This window comes from Aliivibrio logei, assembly GCF_001691055.1.
Taxonomy (GTDB): domain Bacteria; phylum Pseudomonadota; class Gammaproteobacteria; order Enterobacterales; family Vibrionaceae; genus Aliivibrio; species Aliivibrio salmonicida.
The window spans coordinates 89,248-107,335 of record NZ_MAJU01000013.1 but is presented as its reverse complement, the minus strand read 5'-3'; the positions used below and the strand labels follow the sequence as shown (position 1 = coordinate 107,335).

The 18,088-nt window shown below is 40.4% G+C and carries 21 protein-coding genes and 10 tRNA genes; 24 read left to right on the top strand and 7 right to left on the bottom strand.

The genetic code is table 11. The features are described from left to right. The first annotated feature begins 31 nt into the window (after window positions 1-31). Both A6E04_RS13665 and ruvX read left to right on the top strand, forming a co-directional pair. Entirely contained in the window at window positions 32-595 is a 564-nt protein-coding gene (locus A6E04_RS13665) for a YqgE/AlgH family protein (protein WP_065611634.1), read from the top strand. After that, window positions 592-1,017: a Holliday junction resolvase RuvX gene (ruvX, locus tag A6E04_RS13660; RefSeq protein ID WP_012549355.1), complete on the top strand. Its 426-nt coding sequence runs from the start codon at window positions 592-594 to the stop codon at window positions 1,015-1,017. The genes A6E04_RS13665 and ruvX overlap by 4 nt, the downstream gene beginning before the upstream one ends. Window positions 1,018-1,119: 102 nt before the next feature. On the opposite strand, the gene A6E04_RS13655 is transcribed toward ruvX, so the two are convergent. Both A6E04_RS13655 and A6E04_RS13650 read right to left on the bottom strand, forming a co-directional pair. Then, window positions 1,120-2,226 carry a PilT/PilU family type 4a pilus ATPase gene (locus tag A6E04_RS13655; RefSeq protein ID WP_065611633.1) on the bottom strand — a complete coding sequence of 369 codons (1,107 nt, stop codon included), beginning with the start codon at window positions 2,224-2,226 and terminating at the stop codon, window positions 1,120-1,122. 2 nt (window positions 2,227-2,228) lie between these two features. Next, the gene (locus tag A6E04_RS13650) at window positions 2,229-3,266 is read right to left on the bottom strand and encodes a type IV pilus twitching motility protein PilT (protein WP_065611632.1); all 1,038 of its coding nucleotides are present in this window, start codon (window positions 3,264-3,266) and stop codon (window positions 2,229-2,231) included. A 23-nt stretch (window positions 3,267-3,289) separates the two neighbouring features. On the opposite strand from A6E04_RS13650, the gene A6E04_RS13645 reads away from it, so the two are divergent. The 7 genes from A6E04_RS13645 to hemW all read left to right on the top strand — a co-directional run bounded on the left by A6E04_RS13645 (window position 3,290) and on the right by hemW (window position 8,044). Further along, a complete protein-coding gene (locus A6E04_RS13645) occupies window positions 3,290-3,994 on the top strand; it encodes a YggS family pyridoxal phosphate-dependent enzyme (RefSeq protein ID WP_065611631.1) in 705 nt (234 codons plus the stop codon). A 49-nt stretch (window positions 3,995-4,043) separates the two neighbouring features. Then, a complete protein-coding gene (gene proC / locus A6E04_RS13640) occupies window positions 4,044-4,862 on the top strand; it encodes a pyrroline-5-carboxylate reductase (protein WP_017022755.1) in 819 nt (272 codons plus the stop codon). 74 nt (window positions 4,863-4,936) lie between these two features. Then, window positions 4,937-5,491 (top strand): YggT family protein, encoded by a 555-nt coding sequence (locus A6E04_RS13635; RefSeq protein ID WP_012549350.1) that lies wholly within the window; start codon window positions 4,937-4,939, stop codon window positions 5,489-5,491. Window positions 5,492-5,519: 28 nt separating this feature from the next. Then, window positions 5,520-5,813: a DUF167 family protein YggU gene (gene yggU / locus A6E04_RS13630; protein WP_026025546.1), complete on the top strand. Its 294-nt coding sequence runs from the start codon at window positions 5,520-5,522 to the stop codon at window positions 5,811-5,813. A gap of 28 nt (window positions 5,814-5,841) precedes the next feature. After that, window positions 5,842-6,273, top strand: a complete 432-nt coding sequence (locus tag A6E04_RS13625; protein WP_017022754.1) for a DUF4426 domain-containing protein — start codon at window positions 5,842-5,844, stop codon at window positions 6,271-6,273. A 10-nt stretch (window positions 6,274-6,283) separates the two neighbouring features. Continuing rightward, window positions 6,284-6,880 (top strand): XTP/dITP diphosphatase, encoded by a 597-nt coding sequence (locus A6E04_RS13620; RefSeq protein ID WP_017022753.1) that lies wholly within the window; start codon window positions 6,284-6,286, stop codon window positions 6,878-6,880. Window positions 6,881-6,883: 3 nt separating this feature from the next. After that, window positions 6,884-8,044: a radical SAM family heme chaperone HemW gene (gene hemW / locus A6E04_RS13615; RefSeq protein ID WP_065611630.1), complete on the top strand. Its 1,161-nt coding sequence runs from the start codon at window positions 6,884-6,886 to the stop codon at window positions 8,042-8,044. A 291-nt stretch (window positions 8,045-8,335) separates the two neighbouring features. Here the strand turns inward: hemW and glsB are convergent, their stop codons facing one another. Both glsB and trmB read right to left on the bottom strand, forming a co-directional pair. Next, complete coding sequence (gene glsB, locus A6E04_RS13610) at window positions 8,336-9,256, bottom strand: glutaminase B (protein ID WP_017022751.1); 921 nt, start codon at window positions 9,254-9,256, stop codon at window positions 8,336-8,338. Between the two features lie 106 nt (window positions 9,257-9,362). Then, window positions 9,363-10,079 (bottom strand): tRNA (guanosine(46)-N7)-methyltransferase TrmB, encoded by a 717-nt coding sequence (trmB, locus tag A6E04_RS13605; RefSeq protein WP_065611629.1) that lies wholly within the window; start codon window positions 10,077-10,079, stop codon window positions 9,363-9,365. A 217-nt stretch (window positions 10,080-10,296) separates the two neighbouring features. On the opposite strand from trmB, the gene mutY reads away from it, so the two are divergent. The 14 genes from mutY to A6E04_RS13535 all read left to right on the top strand — a co-directional run bounded on the left by mutY (window position 10,297) and on the right by A6E04_RS13535 (window position 14,797). Further along, window positions 10,297-11,349, top strand: a complete 1,053-nt coding sequence (gene mutY, locus A6E04_RS13600; protein WP_065611628.1) for an A/G-specific adenine glycosylase — start codon at window positions 10,297-10,299, stop codon at window positions 11,347-11,349. 2 nt (window positions 11,350-11,351) lie between these two features. Further along, complete coding sequence (locus A6E04_RS13595; protein WP_012549342.1) at window positions 11,352-11,624, top strand: oxidative damage protection protein; 273 nt, start codon at window positions 11,352-11,354, stop codon at window positions 11,622-11,624. A 111-nt stretch (window positions 11,625-11,735) separates the two neighbouring features. Beyond that, on the top strand, window positions 11,736-12,872 hold the full coding sequence (gene mltC, locus A6E04_RS13590; RefSeq protein ID WP_012549341.1) for a membrane-bound lytic murein transglycosylase MltC: 1,137 nt from the start codon (window positions 11,736-11,738) through the stop codon (window positions 12,870-12,872). A gap of 109 nt (window positions 12,873-12,981) precedes the next feature. Beyond that, window positions 12,982-13,057: transfer RNA gene (locus tag A6E04_RS13585), tRNA-Phe, on the top strand. Window positions 13,058-13,133: 76 nt separating this feature from the next. Continuing rightward, window positions 13,134-13,209 (top strand) — tRNA-Thr (locus tag A6E04_RS13580). A gap of 7 nt (window positions 13,210-13,216) precedes the next feature. Next, window positions 13,217-13,292: transfer RNA gene (locus A6E04_RS13575), tRNA-Phe, on the top strand. Window positions 13,293-13,298: 6 nt separating this feature from the next. After that, window positions 13,299-13,374, top strand: a tRNA-Asn gene (locus A6E04_RS13570). Between the two features lie 43 nt (window positions 13,375-13,417). Further along, a tRNA-Thr gene (locus A6E04_RS13565) sits at window positions 13,418-13,493 on the top strand. Between the two features lie 33 nt (window positions 13,494-13,526). Next, window positions 13,527-13,602 (top strand) — tRNA-Asn (locus tag A6E04_RS13560). A 75-nt stretch (window positions 13,603-13,677) separates the two neighbouring features. Continuing rightward, window positions 13,678-13,753 (top strand) — tRNA-Thr (locus A6E04_RS13555). A 7-nt stretch (window positions 13,754-13,760) separates the two neighbouring features. Further along, window positions 13,761-13,836, top strand: a tRNA-Phe gene (locus A6E04_RS13550). Between the two features lie 7 nt (window positions 13,837-13,843). Next, a tRNA-Asn gene (locus tag A6E04_RS13545) sits at window positions 13,844-13,919 on the top strand. A 151-nt stretch (window positions 13,920-14,070) separates the two neighbouring features. After that, a complete protein-coding gene (locus tag A6E04_RS13540) occupies window positions 14,071-14,457 on the top strand; it encodes a diacylglycerol kinase (RefSeq protein ID WP_017022401.1) in 387 nt (128 codons plus the stop codon). Between the two features lie 82 nt (window positions 14,458-14,539). Beyond that, the gene (locus A6E04_RS13535; protein ID WP_023604083.1) at window positions 14,540-14,797 is read left to right on the top strand and encodes a DUF2999 domain-containing protein; all 258 of its coding nucleotides are present in this window, start codon (window positions 14,540-14,542) and stop codon (window positions 14,795-14,797) included. A 148-nt stretch (window positions 14,798-14,945) separates the two neighbouring features. Here the strand turns inward: A6E04_RS13535 and A6E04_RS13530 are convergent. Then, window positions 14,946-15,030, bottom strand: a tRNA-Leu gene (locus A6E04_RS13530). A 179-nt stretch (window positions 15,031-15,209) separates the two neighbouring features. Here A6E04_RS13530 and A6E04_RS13525 point away from each other — a divergent pair. Beyond that, window positions 15,210-15,674 carry an RDD family protein gene (locus A6E04_RS13525; protein WP_026025514.1) on the top strand — a complete coding sequence of 155 codons (465 nt, stop codon included), beginning with the start codon at window positions 15,210-15,212 and terminating at the stop codon, window positions 15,672-15,674. A 76-nt stretch (window positions 15,675-15,750) separates the two neighbouring features. On the opposite strand, the gene lptG is transcribed toward A6E04_RS13525, so the two are convergent. Together lptG and lptF are read right to left on the bottom strand one after the other, a co-directional pair. After that, window positions 15,751-16,827, bottom strand: coding sequence for an LPS export ABC transporter permease LptG (gene lptG, locus A6E04_RS13520; protein WP_017022399.1), 1,077 nt, complete (start codon window positions 16,825-16,827; stop codon window positions 15,751-15,753). After that, window positions 16,820-17,932, bottom strand: coding sequence for an LPS export ABC transporter permease LptF (lptF, locus tag A6E04_RS13515; protein WP_012549336.1), 1,113 nt, complete (start codon window positions 17,930-17,932; stop codon window positions 16,820-16,822). The genes lptG and lptF overlap by 8 nt, the downstream gene beginning before the upstream one ends. Window positions 17,933-18,088 lie beyond the last annotated feature (156 nt).

Here is an 18,088-nt window from a genome sequence, read left to right as displayed (position 1 = left end):
CTGTTTTTATCATACGATTTTAGGAGGCATTATGGATTTAAAAAACCATTTTCTGGTTGCTATGCCAAGTATGAATGATCCCGTTTTTACACGGAGTGTGATCTATATTTGTGAGCACGATTCCGATGGTACAATGGGGTTACGCATAAACCAACCAGTGCAAATTTCACTGAAAGGCATGCTTGACCAAATCAAACTGGATAATCCTTCCCCTATTATCTTCCCTCAAACGCTATCTCAACCGGTACTAAATGGCGGTCCAGTATCTGATGATCGTGGATTTGTTCTTCATTATCCAAAAGACAATTACAGTTCTAGTATTGAAGTCACCGAAGAACTTTCTGTTACGACGTCTAAAGATATTTTGGCAACCTTAGGTACCGAAGATCAACCTTATAAATATTTAGTCGCTCTTGGCTATTCTGGCTGGGATGCAGGGCAACTAGAGCAAGAATTATCTGAAAACACATGGCTAATCTTAGAAGCAGATTCTTCTGTTATTTTTGATACTCCTATTCCTGATCGTTGGCGCAGAGCTATCGAAATGCTAGGCATTAGTCCAGTAAATATATCCAGCGAGGTTGGACACGCATGAGTTCACGCACCATCATGGCATTTGATTTTGGCACAAAAAGCATTGGCTCTGCCATTGGGCAAGAAATCACAGGCACCGCAAGTCCATTAAAAGCGTTTAAAGCTCAAGATGGCACCCCTAATTGGGATGATATTGAAAAGCAAATTAAAGAGTGGCAACCTGATTTGATCGTTGTTGGTCTACCAACCGATCTTCATGGTAAAGAATTAGACGTTATCACACCAAAAGCAAAGAAATTTGCTAACCGTCTGCACGGTCGTTTTGGTAATCAAGTTGAACTGCACGATGAACGCTTATCAACCGTAGAAGCTCGCGCTGATTTATTTGAATTCGGTGGCTATAAAGCATTATCAAAAGGCAATGTCGATTGCCAATCTGCCGTTGTTATTTTAGAAAGTTGGTTTGAAAGTCAATGGGGCTAAGGTCCAAAAACATAAAGCAGGGTTCAGAGGTACTCGTTGTGAGCGTAACACTCACCGCACACACCTCTGAATTCTAAACACAAAGCGTCCTGAATCCTGCTTTTAATCTAACGATATCGACACATTATCAAATTTTGATGTGGTAAATGAATCACCACGCTTAGTCTTCAGCATCAGCCTTAAGTCATTTGCAGAATCCGCACTGTGCAGAGCTTCTGTTTCTGTAATCTTGCCATCAATCACTAAATCAAATAAGCATTGATCAAACGTCTGCATTCCTGATTCACGAGAGCGTGTCATTGTCCCTTTTAATTCATGCAGATCACCTCTACGAATTAAATCGGCGATTCGAGGAGTATTGAGTAATACTTCAAACACACCGTGACGCCCATTTCCCTGAGCATCAGGAACCAATTGTTGAGCAATCACACCTTTTAAATTCATTGAGAGATCAAATAAAAATTGCTCTTTATTCTCTTTTGGAACCAAATGTAAAATACGCTCTAATGCTTGATTTGCATTGTTTGCGTGTAACGTTGCCATACACAAATGCCCAGTCTCAGCAAACATCATCGCGTACTTCATCGTTTCTCTGGTTCGAATTTCACCAATCAAAATCATATCGGGCGCTTGGCGTAATGAATTTTTTAAAGCAACTTCATAACTGTCTGTATCTAGCCCAACTTCACGTTGAGTCACGATGCATTTATTATGTGGATGAACAAATTCAATCGGATCTTCCACCGTCAAAATATGACCCGATTTATGATCATTCCGGTACCCAGTCATCGCAGCCATTGTTGTCGATTTTCCAGATCCCGTCGCTCCCACAACTAGAACCAATCCTCGTTTAGCTACCGCCAAGTCTTTCATGATACTCGGTAAATACAGTGAATCCATGGATGGGATTTTAGTTTCAATTCTACGGATCACGGCCCCCGGTTGTTCACGCTGCCAAAATGCACTCACACGAAAACGACCACTCTCTTTTACAATGGCAAAATTGGCTTCTAATGTTTGAGTAAATTCTTTTTCTCGATCATCGTTCATCATCTCAGCCAACAGGGCAGTTACAGACTCTACCGTTTGCTTTGCCCCTGTCGCTTGTAAAACGCCATCAACACGTAATAAACACGGTGTATCCACCGTAATATAAATATCAGAGGCTTTCTGCTTCACCATCTGATTCAATAAATCATCCAAATTCATGATTAAAAACCCATACTGGTTATTTCAACTTTCTTTACAACTTCATCAGGGTCAACTAACCCTTGAGCAATAATTTTCTTTGCATTTTGCTCCATGGTTTGCATTCCAAAAGCGGAACCAGTCTGAATGATTGAATACATCTGAGCGACTTTATCTTCTCGGATTAAGTTACGTATTGCAGGGGTTGCTATCATTATCTCATGACAAGCAATTCGTCCACCACCAATTCGTTTTAATAACGTTTGAGCCACCACGGCTCTTAATGATTCCGACAACATTGAACGCACCATTGATTTATCACTGCCAGGAAATACATCAATAATACGGTCAATGGTTTTTGCCGCAGAACTGGTGTGTAACGTAGCAAACACGAGGTGTCCGGTTTCCGCTGCTGTTAATGCAAGACTGATTGTTTCTTGATCTCGCAATTCCCCCACAAGAATAACATCAGGATCCTCACGCAACGCCGATCGTAATGCCGCTTTAAAGCTGTGAGTATCACGATGAACTTCACGTTGGTTAATCAAACATTTTTTATTTTTATGAACAAACTCAATCGGATCTTCGATCGTGAGAATGTGCTTATTATGATGTTCATTAACGTAATCAACCATCGCCGCTAATGTTGTTGATTTACCCGATCCCGTCGGCCCTGTAATTAATACCAACCCTTTTTGATATTTTGCGATATCAAGAAAAATATCAGGGGCATCTAATTGCTCAAGAGAAGGAACCTCAACAGGGATCGTTCTAAAGACAGCGGCACAACCTCGTGATTGATTAAATGCATTCACACGAAAACGCCCCACACTCGGAAGCTCAAAAGAAAAATCAACTTCTAACTTTTCTTCAAACTCACTTCGTTGAGCATCATTCATGATATCAGTCACTAAGCGATGAACATCAGCGTGTGTAAAATCAGGTAATGTGAGTTTACGAACCTCACCATCAACACGTACCATAGGAGGAACTCCTGCAGATAGGTGTAGATCTGATGCGTTTTGTTTTACACTAAAGTCCAGTAGTTCTGTGATATCCATAATTTTCCTCGGTAATCGTTTCTATGACTAGTATTAAGCAAAATATCCACCAAATCACTCTTCAGATAGAGAATAGCATTCAAAAATGTGGTCGATCCCCCGATTCAGTGCAACTACTGGCGGTAAGTAAAACCAAACCTATCGAGTTACTCGAACAAGCAATCGAATCGGGTCAACACTCTTTTGGTGAAAACTACGTTCAAGAAGGTGTTGATAAAGTCGACTACTTTCAAAAAAATCATTCGAATATCGAATTAGAATGGCATTTTATCGGACCAATTCAATCGAATAAGACTCGTCCAATTGCCGAACATTTTGATTGGGTGCATTCTATTGATCGTCTTAAGATAGCTCAACGTTTAAATGAACAACGTCCCTCTGATTTAGGTGAACTAAACGTATTAATTCAGGTCAATATTAGCTCAGAAGACAGTAAGTCAGGCACCACAGTTAATGAGGTAATGGCACTGGCCGCGGCTATTCAGGCAATGCCAAACCTAACACTTCGAGGATTAATGTCTATCCCGGCAAATGTCTCTAATTACGAAGAGCAATTAGCCGCATTCAAACAACTTGCTTCCATTCAAAACCAATTAGAAGCACAATATCCACAGGTTGATACCTTATCGATGGGCATGAGCGGTGATATGGATGCCGCAATTGAAGCAGGCTCTACGATGGTACGTATTGGTACTGCTATTTTTGGTGCAAGAAACTATACCAATTAAGTAATAATACACAGTAAGCGACTCTTAAAAATAAAAAATAGGAATACGAATGGAACATCGTAACATTGCTTTTATTGGTGCGGGAAACATGACTCGTTCAATCATTGCTGGCTTAATTAGCAGTGGTTATCCAAAAAAAAATATCACTGCAACAAACCCAAGCACTGACAAACTAAACAATTTAGAGCAATGCTATGGTATTAACATCAGTACCGATAACCTTGCCGCAGCTCAACAGGCTGACGTTATTGTTCTTGCTGTAAAACCACAAATGATGGAGACCGCAGCAAAGCCACTCCAATCCGTGGATTACTCTGATAAACTGGTTATTTCGATTGCTGCTGGTATTTCAGCTAAACGCTTAAATGAAATGTTCGCTGCCGAATTAAATTTGGTTCGAGTCATGCCGAATACGCCAGCATTAGTCGGTAAAGGCATGAGTGGCCTATTTGCCGTTGAGCATATTTCCGAACAAGACAAACATTTTGCAAGTGATTTACTTTCAGCCGTGGGGGAAGTCTGCTGGGTTGAAAAAGAATCTGGTATTAATTCTGTCATTGCAGCAGCAGGAAGCGCACCTGCGTATTTCTTCTTATTTATGGAAGCAATGCAAGCCGAAGCCATTAAACAGGGCTTTAGTGAGGATACCGCTCGTCTGTTAGTGCAACAATCCGCACTCGGTGCCGCCGAAATGGTCGTAGCAAATCCTGAAACACCATTATCAACACTGCGTGAACAAGTGACCTCAAAAGGTGGGACCACTGCTGAAGCACTTCGCACGTTTAATGAACATCATCTGCAAGAGATCGTCGCTAAAGCAATGCAAGCGGCCGTAGCTCGTGCAGAAGAAATGGAAACGTTGTTTTAAAAACTGCTTTGCTTGAAGCAACTCTGTTTAAAAAACGCTATAAAAAAACCAATGATTTTTAAGGTTAACTAACTATGAATGCAATGAGCTTTTTAATCTCTACCGTTTTTGATTTATACATAATGGTTGTGATTCTACGAATTTGGTTACAAGTGGCACGTGCCGATTTCTATAACCCATTTTCACAATTTATCATCAAGGCTACGCAACCCGTTGTTTCGCCTTTACGTCGTATTATTCCATCAATAGGAAGCTTAGATTTAGCCACCGTTCTGTTTGCTTATGTTCTGTGTGTTGTTAAATTTGTTGCTCTGCAAGTTGTCGTTTCAGGCGGAATTACTTTTGGACCTGAGTTTTTAATCATTGGTCTTATTGCTCTTGCAAAAGCCGCTGGTGGTTTACTGTTCTGGATTTTATTAGTTCGAGCCATCCTTAGTTGGGTTAGCCAAGGCCGTAGCCCAATTGAATATGTAATGAACCAATTGACGGAACCAATGCTTGCTCCTATTCGTAAGATCCTTCCTCAAATGGGCGGGTTAGATTTAAGCGTATTAGTGCTGTTCATTGTGCTTCAATTTGCTAACTTCTTAATGGGTGATTTACTTGGCCCGATTTGGTATAGCTTGTAATCTGATCGATATTGGAATCTAAGCAATAATGCCAATTAAATACGATAACGATGATTTGGTCTTAAGACTTTACCTTCAACCGAAGGCCAGTCGAGACCAAATCGTTGGTATACATGGAGAGGAACTCAAAGTAGCGATTACCGCTCCTCCCGTTGATGGGAAAGCTAACGCACATTTGATTAAGTACTTCTCGAAATTATTTAAGGTTGCTAAAGGTAAAATCACAGTAGAAAAAGGAGAGCTTAATCGTCACAAACAAGTTCGAATTCACTCTCCTGAAATTATTCCTGATGCCATTCAAATACTGCTAGAGCCGAGTTAATTCTCGGCTTTTCTTTATGGAGATTAACATGAAAAAAACGCTGTTACTTTTATCCCTCTTTCTTTTTAGTTTACCCAGTTTTGCAGGGCAATTTGTACAGATAAAAAATATTGAAGTGCATTATTCCGCTTTTAATTCCACGTTTTTAACGCCTAAGGTGGCTCGCGCTTATCAATTAAAACGCTCTGGCTACACGGCATTAATAAACATCAGTGTTTTAGATATTTCACAAGCCGGAAAACCGGCGATATCAGCTCAAGTATCTGGCACTGCTAAAAATTTATTAGGCCAAACTAAGACTCTGACTTTCCGTGAAATAAAAGAGCAAAATGCCATTTATTATATTGCTGAGTTACCAATAACAAACGAAGAAACCTTTCGCTTTGATATTGATGTATCTTCAGGAAAGAAAGGCGCTGGCAAATTAAAATTCAATCAAAAGTTCTACGTAGAAGAGTAAGAGAATCATTATGAGCAAAATCGTATTAGCAACAGGCAATCAAGGTAAAGTTCGTGAAATGGCAGATGTTTTGTCTGACTTTGGATTTGATGTTGTGGCACAAAGTGAATTTAATGTGTCTGACGTAGCTGAAACAGGCACTACTTTTATTGAAAATGCCATCATCAAAGCGCGTCATGCGGCTAAAGAAACCGGATTACCTGCAATTGCTGATGATTCCGGTTTAGAAGTCGACGCATTACATGGCGCACCAGGCGTTTACTCTGCACGCTACTCTGGTGAAGGCGCAACTGATCAGAAGAACATCGATAAAATGCTAGCGGCAATGGACGGTATTCCTACAGAAAAACGTACCGCCCGTTTCCATTGTGTCTTAGTCTTAATGAAGCATGAGAACGATCCTACGCCATTGATTTGTCACGGTTCATGGGAAGGCCACATTACCACGGAGCAACAAGGTGAAAATGGCTTTGGCTACGATCCTATTTTTTGGGTAAGTGAAGACAATTGCTCTTCTGCAGAACTTGAACCAGCACGTAAAAAGCAACTGTCTCATCGTGGTCAAGCACTGAAAAAACTGTTCGCTGCATTAAAAGAAGGTCAATAATTGATGCTAGTCCCACCACCACTCAGTTTATACATTCATATTCCTTGGTGTATTCAAAAGTGCCCATATTGTGATTTCAACTCTCACGCGTTAAAAACAACAATTCCTGAAGCACAGTACATTTCAGCGTTAATTGACGATCTTGATACCGATCTTGCTCGTTATAATATGCAAAATGAACCGCGTAAACTGCATTCTATTTTTATTGGTGGTGGTACCCCGAGTTTAATTACCGCTCCAGAAATTAAGCGTTTACTGATCGAAGTTGAAAAACGCCTACCGTTTGCTGATGACATTGAAATCACCATGGAAGCGAACCCAGGAACGGTAGAAGCCGGACGATTCATCGAGTACCGCGAAGCCGGCGTTAATCGTATTTCTATTGGTGTGCAAAGCTTTCAACAAGAGAAGTTAGAAAAACTCGGACGAATTCACGGTAAGGATGAAGCCCTTCGCGCCGCTCGTCTTGCCCATGAAGCAGGGTTAAACAGTTTCAATCTCGACCTAATGCACGGTTTACCAAACCAAAGTATTGATGATGCTTTGTCTGATTTAAAACAGGCCATTGAACTTAATCCGCCGCATTTATCTTGGTATCAACTCACTATCGAACCAAATACGGTGTTTTACTACAAGCCCCCTACTCTGCCTGATGATGATGACCTATGGGATATTTTTGAACAAGGTCATCAAATCCTTGCCGATGCAGGTTACGTTCAATATGAAATTTCAGGCTACAGTAAAGTCGGTTATCAATGTCGTCATAATCTAAACTATTGGCGCTTTGGTGATTACTTAGGGATTGGCTGTGGTGCTCATGGCAAGCTTAGTTTTGCTGATGGCCGTATTATTCGAACCACAAAGATCAAACACCCTAGAGGCTTCTTAGACTTAATGAAACCTTACTTGATTGATGAACAAAAGGTTGCGGATCATGACAGACCTTTTGAATTCTTTATGAACCGTTTCCGTTTACTGGAAGCTTGTCCTAAACAAGATTTCATTGATAAAACCGGGTTAGGTTTAGAGTCTATTCAAGAAATAATGGATTGGGCGAAAGAGAAGAAGTATTTAGAAGAAACAGAAACGCATTGGCAGATCACAGAGCATGGAAAATTGTTCTTGAATGATTTGTTGGAAGCGTTTGTGAGTGATGAGGACTAAGATCAGGGGTCAGTTCGCTTCGCTTAAAGGATTCAGGAGAGCAAAGAATCGAAACTCTAAACTAAACAACTAGCAACCCCTCCTAGCCTCCCCTTATATCAATACTGACTACCAAGTAACATCGGTGAACAAGGGGAGGAACGGTATTGTGATCGTTTATATACCAGTATCAAAGAAGATTCTCCCCCTTTATCGACCAACCATTGAGATCGATAATGTTAATAGAAAGGGAGTTAAAGGGGGTTCTAAGATGCAGTGACACCTTTTATCCTGAATCCTACTCTTCCGGCTTTAAAATATCGAACGTCCAATACGCTCTGAAAGCAACTCTAACGCTTGGGTTCCTGCTAGCGAGTTGCCTGATGGGTCCAACTCTGGTGACCATACTGCAATCGTCATTTCACCCGGAACAATCGCGATAATTCCGCCACCGACACCGGATTTCCCTGGCATACCAACACGATAAGCAAATTCCCCAGCACCATCATATAAACCACACGTCGCCATCAGTGCATTAATTTGTTTACTTTGCATAGGTGTAATAATGAATTCATTTGTCTCTGGTTGAATGCCTTTATTCGCTAAATAACCAAACGTTCTCGCTAAATCAACACAGCTCATATTCAAGGCACAGGCATGAAAATAGTTCTTTAATACGGGCATAACTTCATTCTCAAAGTTACCAAATGATCGCATTAAATAAGCAATTGATGCATTTCGATCACTATGATCCATCTCCGAATTAGCGACGACACGATCATAAATAATATGTTCATTGCCAGAGAGCTTACGTACAAATTCTAATAAGCGATGTTTCGGAGCAGAAAAGCGACTAAACAGCATATCTGCCACAACAATCGCCCCCGCATTGATGAACGGATTACGAGGAACCCCTTGTTCCATTTCCAACTGGATCAATGAGTTAAACGCTTGTCCAGAAGGTTCTTTTCCAACTCTATGCCAAAGTTCTTCGGGCTGATACAGCTCCATAGCAAGCGTTAAACTCAGTGCCTTAGAGATTGACTGAATCGAAAATCGTTCGTTTGCATCGCCTGCTGTGATCATTTCACCATCATTAGTATAGACAGCAATACCCAGTTTATTACTCGGTACACAAGCAAGTGCTGGAATGTAATCGGCAACCTCTCCTTGTCCAATAAGAGGACGCACTTCATTCAAAATATCTTCTAATATTTGTTTTGTTGGCTTCATTATTTTTACTTCCTTTCACAGCAAGGACAAAAAAGCCAACACAGAGGTTGGCTTTAAATTTATAAGCAATGCATTAGACACTGCATCAGTTTACTACTGATTATAATTATGCGTTACGACGGAATTTAATATCCCATACGCCATGGCCTAAACGGTGACCACGAGCTTCAAATTTTGTTAATGGACGCTCATCTGGACGAGGAATGTAATCGCCATCAGTTGCTATATTTTCGTAGCCTGGGGCCGAGTTCATTACTTCGATCATATGTTCTGCGTAGTTTTCCCAATCAGTTGCCATGTGGAAAACACCTTCAGTATTGAGCTTAGGACGGATCATCTCAGCAAATTCAGCTTTAACGATGCGGCGCTTATGATGACGCGCTTTATGCCATGGGTCAGGGAAGAATAATTGCAGAGTCGTCACTGATGAATCAGGGATCATCGATTCAAACACTTCAACCGCATCGTGACACATCACGCGTAGGTTAGTTACGCCCGCTTCTTTTGCAGCTGCAAGACATGCACCAACACCAGGGCGGTGAACTTCAATACCAAGGAAATTAACGTCTGGTGCTTTTTGCGCCATCTCAACCAAAGATGCACCCATACCAAAACCGATTTCTAAAACGACAGGGTTGTTGTTACCAAACACCTCGTTCCAATCAAGCATCTGCTCAACAAAATCGATGCCCATGGTAGACCAGCACTCAGTAATGGCGCCTTCTTGGCCTTTCGTTAAACGTCCTTCGCGGCGTACAAAGCTGCGAATTTTACGAACAATTTTACCTTCTTCGGTAAAGTCGTTTTTAGTCACTTCAGTCATGATTGGATAACCTGGTTATTCTCTGAACAAGGATTGTGGATCCGGCATTATCCAAAGTTTAGCCCAGTGTTCAAGCATTATCTTTCGTTTTCCGTATAAACACGGTAAATACTTTACTTTGAATACTTGTATGAATACCCCTATTTTCTATCGGGTGTACAAATTCATCACAGTATGATGCAATCCCCACCATTATAAAAAAGCAATCGAGCATGTCATGACTTCTTTTTCTCACGCCATCTTAGAATGGTACGATAATTACGGCCGTAAGACGTTGCCTTGGCAATTAGAAAAAACACCTTATAAAGTATGGTTATCCGAAATCATGCTGCAACAAACTCAAGTCACTACCGTTATTCCTTATTTTGAACGCTTCATGACTCGCTTTCCTACGGTAATTGACCTAGCGAACGCCGATCAAGATGAAGTTCTTCATTTGTGGACTGGTCTTGGTTATTACGCCCGTGCTCGAAACTTACATAAAACCGCACAAATTATCGCAGAGCAATATAATGGCCGATTTCCTGAAACCATTGATGAAGTGATCGCCTTACCCGGTATTGGACGCTCTACCGCTGGTGCCGTACTTTCCTTGTCGCTTAAACAACGTCATCCCATTTTAGATGGTAATGTAAAGCGAACCTTATCTCGCTGCTTTGCTATTGAAGGATGGTCAGGGAAGAAATCTGTCGAAAATGTCATGTGGGAAATAGCAGAAGAACATACACCAGAGTTAGGAGTCGAACGCTACAATCAAGCCATGATGGATATGGGGGCGATTGTTTGTACTCGTTCTAAGCCTAAGTGTGAGATTTGCCCAGTGAATGATCTTTGCCAAGCAAAAGCACAAGATCGCCAATTGGATTTCCCGACCAAAAAACCGAAGAAAGAAAAACCAATGAAAGAAGCTTGGTTTGCCATTTATTATCACGATGGTGAAGTTTGGTTAGAGCAAAGACCTCAGACTGGAATTTGGGGCGGGCTTTTTTGCTTTCCTGAACAACCAGAGAATACCTTAACTGATTTATCTGATCGCTATGGTGTCGAAATAAAATCCACTCAACAATTAATTGCTTTTCGTCATACCTTTAGCCATTACCACTTAGATATCACCCCTGTGCTTATCACTCTGGTGAAGAAACCGAACATGGTGATGGAAGGAACACGCGGAGTTTGGTATAACTTATCTCAACCAATGACGGTAGGATTAGCAGCACCAGTACAAAAACTATTGGATGCCCTTCCGTACGAAATTTCTAATGGAGAATAACCATGAGTCGCACTGTATTTTGCGTTCTTTTAAATAAAGAAGCCGATGGCCTAGATTTTCAACTTTACCCAGGCGAACTAGGTAAACGTATTTTTGATAACATCTCCAAAGAAGCGTGGGGCCAATGGCAACATAAGCAAACCATGCTAATTAATGAAAAGAAACTAAACATGATGGATCCTGAGCACCGTAAGATGCTAGAAACAGAAATGGAAGGGTTCCTATTTGACGGTAAAGATGTTGTTATTGATGGCTACACCCCACCAAGCAAGTAATCGTTTTTTCTTAAATAAAGCAGCCTAGTCGCTGCTTTATTTTTATTCTTTTTTAGTTCGAGGCCATTCTGCCGTTAACCTTATTATCGAGTTCTTATCTATATAGCCTTTATGAAAAAAATTATCTTAATTGTCTCTACATGTCTTTTTCTCACCAGCTGTAGCCGAGAATCCATAGAATCGACCTTTGGTATTAATTACGACACCACCAACCGCTTTGCTAAAAATTTAGCCCCTCTTCCTGGGCAATTTACCAAAGATCTAAAAGCTCTCGACTCTTTAATAAGCAGTTTTAATGGCAACATTGAGAAGCGCTGGGGGAAAAAAAACCTCATCACCGCAGGTAAACGTTCTTACGTAAAATACACGGATGGGTATCTGAGTCGCTCTCAAGTCGATTTCACGTCAGGACGAGTCACCGTCGAAACCGTAGCAGGAACCGAGCCTAAAGCGCATTTGCGTCAAGCTATTATCACCACCCTACTCACACCAGATGACCCTGCTGGTGTTGATTTGTATTCAGACGCTGATGTCACCTTAGGTGGAAAACCATTTCTTTATCAACAAGTTCTCGATCAAGATAAAAAACCGATTGAATGGTCATGGCGCGCAAGCCGTTACGCTGATTACCTCATTGCACATCATTTAAAACAAAAAAACATCGACTATAAAAAAGCATATTACGTTGATATTCCTATGGTTAAGAACCACGAACAACTGCGTGAATACCAATATGCCGATATTGTTCGTAAAGCATCTCAACGTTACGACATTCCTGAAGATTTGATTTACTCCATCATCAGAACAGAAAGTAGTTTTAATCCTTATGCCGTAAGTTGGGCCAATGCGTATGGATTAATGCAAGTGGTACCTAAAACCGCTGGACGTGATGTTTTTAAATTGGTGAAGAAAAAATCCGGAGATCCTACACCCGAGTATTTATTTAACCCACATAACAACATTGATACCGGCGCCGCTTACTTTCATATATTGAAAACACGTTACTTAAAAGACATTAGAAATCCGATTTCAAAACAATACAGCATGATTTCAGCTTATAACGGTGGTGCTGGTGGTGTATTTACTACCTTTAGCAGTAGCAGAAGTCGTGCAATTAACGACATTAATAGTTTAAATCCGAACCAAGTCTATTGGGCGTTGACTAAAAAGCATAAGAATGCGGAAGCAAGACGTTACCTAGAAAAAGTAACCGCCTATAAAAAAGAGTTCAATTCAGGGAAGATTTAGCGATAAAACAGCCTATTCGATGGATAATCAATCAAACGATCAAAAAAACGGACTATTTTGAAAAAAAAAGTTGACGGTGAGGGCAAAAATCCGTTTAATAGCGCTCGTTGCCCGGATAGCTCAGTCGGTAGAGCAGAGGATTGAAAATCCTCGTGTCGGTGGTTCGATTCCGCCTCCGGGCACCATACAATAAGATTGTTGGTGTAGTTCTAGATTTATTTATTAAATGCTAGATCACGAATAGTCAAAAGAATTTAGTGTGCCGACTTAGCTCAGTAGGTAGAGCAACTGACTTGTAATCAGTAGGTCACCAGTTCGACTCCGGTAGTCGGCACCATTCTTTTGCCTCGATAGCTCAGTCGGTAGAGCAGAGGATTGAAAATCCTCGTGTCGGTGGTTCGATTCCGCCTCGAGGCACCATACAATTCCCTTTTAGTTCAGTTGGTAGAACGCCGGACTGTTAATCCGTATGTCGCTGGTTCAAGTCCAGCAAAGGGAGCCATACAATTTAGTCTTTATATTTTAAAGATTAATAAAAAATTAGTGCCGACTTAGCTCAGTAGGTAGAGCAACTGACTTGTAATCAGTAGGTCACCAGTTCGACTCCGGTAGTCGGCACCATTTCTTCCTTGTAAGAAGAAACACAATACCTGTTCCCTTTTAGTTCAGTTGGTAGAACGCCGGACTGTTAATCCGTATGTCGCTGGTTCAAGTCCAGCAAAGGGAGCCACATTCAAAAGCCTTGTCATAGGACGAGGTTTTTTTATTGCTGATTTAATTCAGTAATTGCAAAAAAATATAGTGTGCCGACTTAGCTCAGTAGGTAGAGCAACTGACTTGTAATCAGTAGGTCACCAGTTCGACTCCGGTAGTCGGCACCATTTTTTTGCCTCGATAGCTCAGTCGGTAGAGCAGAGGATTGAAAATCCTCGTGTCGGTGGTTCGATTCCGCCTCGAGGCACCATTATAATTCCCTTTTAGTTCAGTTGGTAGAACGCCGGACTGTTAATCCGTATGTCGCTGGTTCAAGTCCAGCAAAGGGAGCCATTTAAAAAGCCTCGTCATTTGACGAGGCTTTTTTTATGCTTGTTATTTAATAAACTCGACACTACCATAATACCCATTCTTACCAATCCCAATTTCACGTATCATTTGATGTTATTGGACATTAATATTACTTCTCCATTAAGGCTACACCATGACAGATACTCCATCAGGGAAACCTGCAAACACCGGGATAAAACGAGTAATTAAAGCAACACAATTTTCTATGCAAGGACTGAAAGCTGCATTTAAGCATGAAGCCGCTGTTCGTCAAGAATTTGCAATGCTTGTCATTGCGGCGCCTATCGCTCTATTGCTTGATGTCACCATTGTAGAAAAGATCTTGTTGATTGGTGTCTTTGTCTTAATATTTATCGTTGAACTGCTTAATTCAGCCATAGAAGCCGTTGTAGACCGTATTGGACCTGAACATCATGAGTTAAGTGGTAGAGCAAAAGACATTGGCTCTTCGGCTGTCTTCGTCGCTCTATGCCTTGCCGGTTTTACTTGGTTGATGATTCTAGGCAGCCATTATTTATAGTAAATAGTTTTATGACTTTATGTTTGAGCCAGTAAACTCAAACATAAAACATAAAACATCCATTTAAATGAGGATCGTTCTAATGAACCCAATTATCCAAACACTAAAAGAACACAATGTTAGCGATGAGAAAATCACAGAAGTATTTCAAGCGCTAACACAAAATCCATTAGCGGCAATGGCAACCATTCAAAGCTTAGGTATTCCACAAGAAAAACTACAACCATTAATGATGATGGTAATGACAAACCCTAGCTTAATTAAAGAAGCGGTTGAAGAATTAGGTTTGGATTTTTCAAAAGTAGAAGAAGCAAAAGCAAAGCTTGAAGAGAATCAATAATCGTTTTCTACAAACATTAAAGCCCTGACTTCGGTCGGGGCTTTTTTATATCTACAGAACTATTGAGTATTTTTCTATATCGCAGGTAATTTCTATATTCTAGATACAACAAAGCCCCGATTTTCATCGAGGCTTTATCATTTAAATGTGGTACCGGTAGGCGGACTTGAACCGCCACTCCTTTCGGAAAGGGATTTTGAATCCCTCGTGTATACCAATTTCACCATACCGGCTTTATCAGCATTGCTGCTTGATGTGGTTGATTATACTCAGAGATCATAGTCACGCAAGCTCTTTATTACTCTACCGTATTGTTTGCTGAAATATTCAACAGTTATTTACAATCAACTTTTCATTTTTAACTCTTCTGTCGTTATACTGCTGCTAGTTTTTTAAATTTATGGAAGAAAAAATGAAGACACAAAAACAAGCAGGCTTTATGCGTCGTATGGGAGCTTGGTTTTACGACACGCTCATTATCAGCGCTATTATGATGCTTACTGGTGGGATAATTGTAGCAACCCTTGAGATGCTCTATGGTATGGGATTAATTAGCTATGGTAGCTACCCTGATGTTAGCTCTTATCTAAATAACGACCCAATGTGGAGTAATTTATACCCAATCACTCTGATCTCTGTTTTTGTTGGATTTTTTGCCTATTTCTGGTGTAAAGGACAAACACTTGGTATGCGTGCATGGAAACTTCAAGTACAACAGTTTGATGGTTCACCAATTACCTTAACTCAAGCCATTATCCGTATGTCGACCTCAGCTTTTGGATTAGGTAACTTCCTTGTTTTTATCTCTCAAGATAACTCAGCATTTCAAGATACATGGGCTAAGACACAAGTCATCGTATTAGACAAAGCGGTTTAGCTTATCTCTATTTTTTACGTATAAAAAAAGGAGATACTTAGTCGTATCTCCTTTTTTATAATCAATACTATTTATACTAGAGCTTTCTATTTAATAACCCTAAGGTAATCAAAAGAAAGACAAAACTGGGCCCCAAAGCGCCAAAAATAGGATGTATGTTATACACCAAGGTCATTGGGCCAAACACTTCATTGGAAATATAAAAACTAAACCCGGCAATCACACCAGAAAGTATTCTCGCTCCCATCGTTACACTACGTAATGGTCCAAAAACAAAAGACAGTGCTAAGAGCATCATTACCGCAACAGAGATTGGTTGTAACGCCTTACGCCAAAATGCCAATTCATAGCGGGAAGCATCTAATTCTGAATCTTTTAAATAGTTAACATAATCATACAGCCCCGTTAAAGATTGTTCTTCAGGCTTCACACTAACAACGGCTAATTTATCAGGCGTTAATGTCGTCGACCAACTTAAGGAATCGAGTTTTTTCTCTGTAATTATATTCTCATCTTTCATATCAGTGATGGAAACATCAATCAGTTTCCATCCTTCTTCTTTAGATTCATATTCTGCTTTTTTAGCAAAAATAATGTCATCCAACTTTCTCTCTTTATCAAACTGCCATAGCGTAACGCCATACAGCTTAGCTTGGTCATCAACGCGAGATAGATAGATGAAATCATTCCCATCTTTAGCCCACACACCAGTTCTCATTGAAGCAATATTGCCTCCTGAGATAGAGAATGCACGTAAATCACGAGCCATCTTCTGAGCTTGAGGCGCGCCCCATTGCCCTAGTGCCATTACCATCAGCATTAATGGAATGGCCGTTTTTAATACAGAGATACCAATATCTAACTTAGAATAGCCAGCCGCTTGCATTACAACTAACTCAGAGCTTGCCGCTAGCATGCCTAGGCCAATCAAAGCACCGAGTAAAGCAGCCATAGGGAAGAACATCTCAATATCACGTGGCATACTTAATATGACGAAATACAACGCATCAAGAAGATCGTATGTCCCTTTACCAACCTTACGTAATTGTTCAACGTACTTAATGATTGATGACAAACCGACTAACGTCACTAAACACAGTGATGATGTCGCGATAATAGTACGGCCTATATACCAATCTAAAATCTTAAACATGTTTTGGTTTTCTCCGCATCTTATCTTTCAGCTTTCTCACAAAAACACTGTCCATTGAGTTCAATATTATACCAATAATCAGTAGCACGGCATTAATAGCCCACAATCCAACGGATGGATGTAAACTTCCCTCTTCTATCGCTGATTTACCCGCACTTAATGATAAGAAATAAGCCAGATACAATAAAATCGCAGGAGCAAGTTTAGCAAACCGCCCTTGTCGAGGGTTAACCGCCGATAACGGTACCACCACCATCGTCAATAATGGGATACACAAAATTAAAGAAATACGCCATTGCAATTCAGCTTTGGCTTCTAATTCTGTGCGTTTAATTAGATCTAACGTTGGAAGTGCATCCCAATCCCGACGTTTTTCTTTCACTTCTTTTTGACCAATAAGAACTTCGTAAGATTCAAAATTACTTTCAAGGTAATCAAGACGAGTCGGTATTCCTTCATAACGAGTGCCGTTATCAAGCACCAACACTTGGCGACCATCGTCTAATTGCTTAACCGTTCCTTTTTCAGAAATCAGGACACTTGGTCTCAATGAATCATTAGGTACTGGCTGTGCTAAAAATATATTAACTAAATGCTTTCCGCCTTTGTCGCTAATATCATCTATAAAAACAACGGCTTTACCATCCGGAGACGGCTTAAACTGCCCTTTCTGTAAGAGTTCAATACCGGCATCTGATTCTACATTTTCCATCAACTTGGTACTTTGCTCTTGGCTCCAAGGCGATAACCAAAGTGAGTTCACTGCCGCAATACTGCCTGTAATTAATGCAAGATAAAGCGCAGCTCGAATAAGGATTGAATTCCCCATCCCTGTCGCATTCATTACCGTAATTTCACTTTCTGCATATAGGCGACCGAAGGTCAACAAGATACCAATAAAAATACTCAGAGGCAGCATCAATAGCCCCATTGCAGGCATGTTATAGCCAACTAATGATAGAATTAATCCCCCGGGAATATCTCCATCCGATGCATCGGCTAAAATCTGTATAAATTTTTGGCTCATAAAGATCAAAAACAGCACAAAAAAGATCGCTAATTGGCTCTTTAATGTTTCCTTGATCAAATATCTAATAATAATCACGTCGAATCTACCTATAGAAAACTTGTATTTTTGCCAGAATCACTATAATTTCCGTGTAAACCATTTATTTTTTAATCTTTGGCTAAATGTTAGCCTGCGAAATCGGTACACTAATATTATAGTATCTAACTAGATTTTGCTCATTATCTAACATTT

Coding starts and splice junctions, on each gene's coding strand:
- A6E04_RS13665 (WP_065611634.1), top strand. CDS start 32: ATGGATTTAAAAAACCATTTTCTGGTTGCTATGCCAAGTATGAATGAT.
- ruvX (WP_012549355.1), top strand. CDS start 592: ATGAGTTCACGCACCATCATGGCATTTGATTTTGGCACAAAAAGCATT.
- A6E04_RS13655 (WP_065611633.1), bottom strand. CDS start 2,226: ATGAATTTGGATGATTTATTGAATCAGATGGTGAAGCAGAAAGCCTCT.
- A6E04_RS13650 (WP_065611632.1), bottom strand. CDS start 3,266: ATGGATATCACAGAACTACTGGACTTTAGTGTAAAACAAAACGCATCA.
- A6E04_RS13645 (WP_065611631.1), top strand. CDS start 3,290: ATGACTAGTATTAAGCAAAATATCCACCAAATCACTCTTCAGATAGAG.
- proC (WP_017022755.1), top strand. CDS start 4,044: ATGGAACATCGTAACATTGCTTTTATTGGTGCGGGAAACATGACTCGT.
- A6E04_RS13635 (WP_012549350.1), top strand. CDS start 4,937: ATGAATGCAATGAGCTTTTTAATCTCTACCGTTTTTGATTTATACATA.
- yggU (WP_026025546.1), top strand. CDS start 5,520: ATGCCAATTAAATACGATAACGATGATTTGGTCTTAAGACTTTACCTT.
- A6E04_RS13625 (WP_017022754.1), top strand. CDS start 5,842: ATGAAAAAAACGCTGTTACTTTTATCCCTCTTTCTTTTTAGTTTACCC.
- A6E04_RS13620 (WP_017022753.1), top strand. CDS start 6,284: ATGAGCAAAATCGTATTAGCAACAGGCAATCAAGGTAAAGTTCGTGAA.
- hemW (WP_065611630.1), top strand. CDS start 6,884: ATGCTAGTCCCACCACCACTCAGTTTATACATTCATATTCCTTGGTGT.
- glsB (WP_017022751.1), bottom strand. CDS start 9,256: ATGAAGCCAACAAAACAAATATTAGAAGATATTTTGAATGAAGTGCGT.
- trmB (WP_065611629.1), bottom strand. CDS start 10,079: ATGACTGAAGTGACTAAAAACGACTTTACCGAAGAAGGTAAAATTGTT.
- mutY (WP_065611628.1), top strand. CDS start 10,297: ATGACTTCTTTTTCTCACGCCATCTTAGAATGGTACGATAATTACGGC.
- A6E04_RS13595 (WP_012549342.1), top strand. CDS start 11,352: ATGAGTCGCACTGTATTTTGCGTTCTTTTAAATAAAGAAGCCGATGGC.
- mltC (WP_012549341.1), top strand. CDS start 11,736: ATGAAAAAAATTATCTTAATTGTCTCTACATGTCTTTTTCTCACCAGC.
- A6E04_RS13540 (WP_017022401.1), top strand. CDS start 14,071: ATGACAGATACTCCATCAGGGAAACCTGCAAACACCGGGATAAAACGA.
- A6E04_RS13535 (WP_023604083.1), top strand. CDS start 14,540: ATGAACCCAATTATCCAAACACTAAAAGAACACAATGTTAGCGATGAG.
- A6E04_RS13525 (WP_026025514.1), top strand. CDS start 15,210: ATGAAGACACAAAAACAAGCAGGCTTTATGCGTCGTATGGGAGCTTGG.
- lptG (WP_017022399.1), bottom strand. CDS start 16,827: ATGTTTAAGATTTTAGATTGGTATATAGGCCGTACTATTATCGCGACA.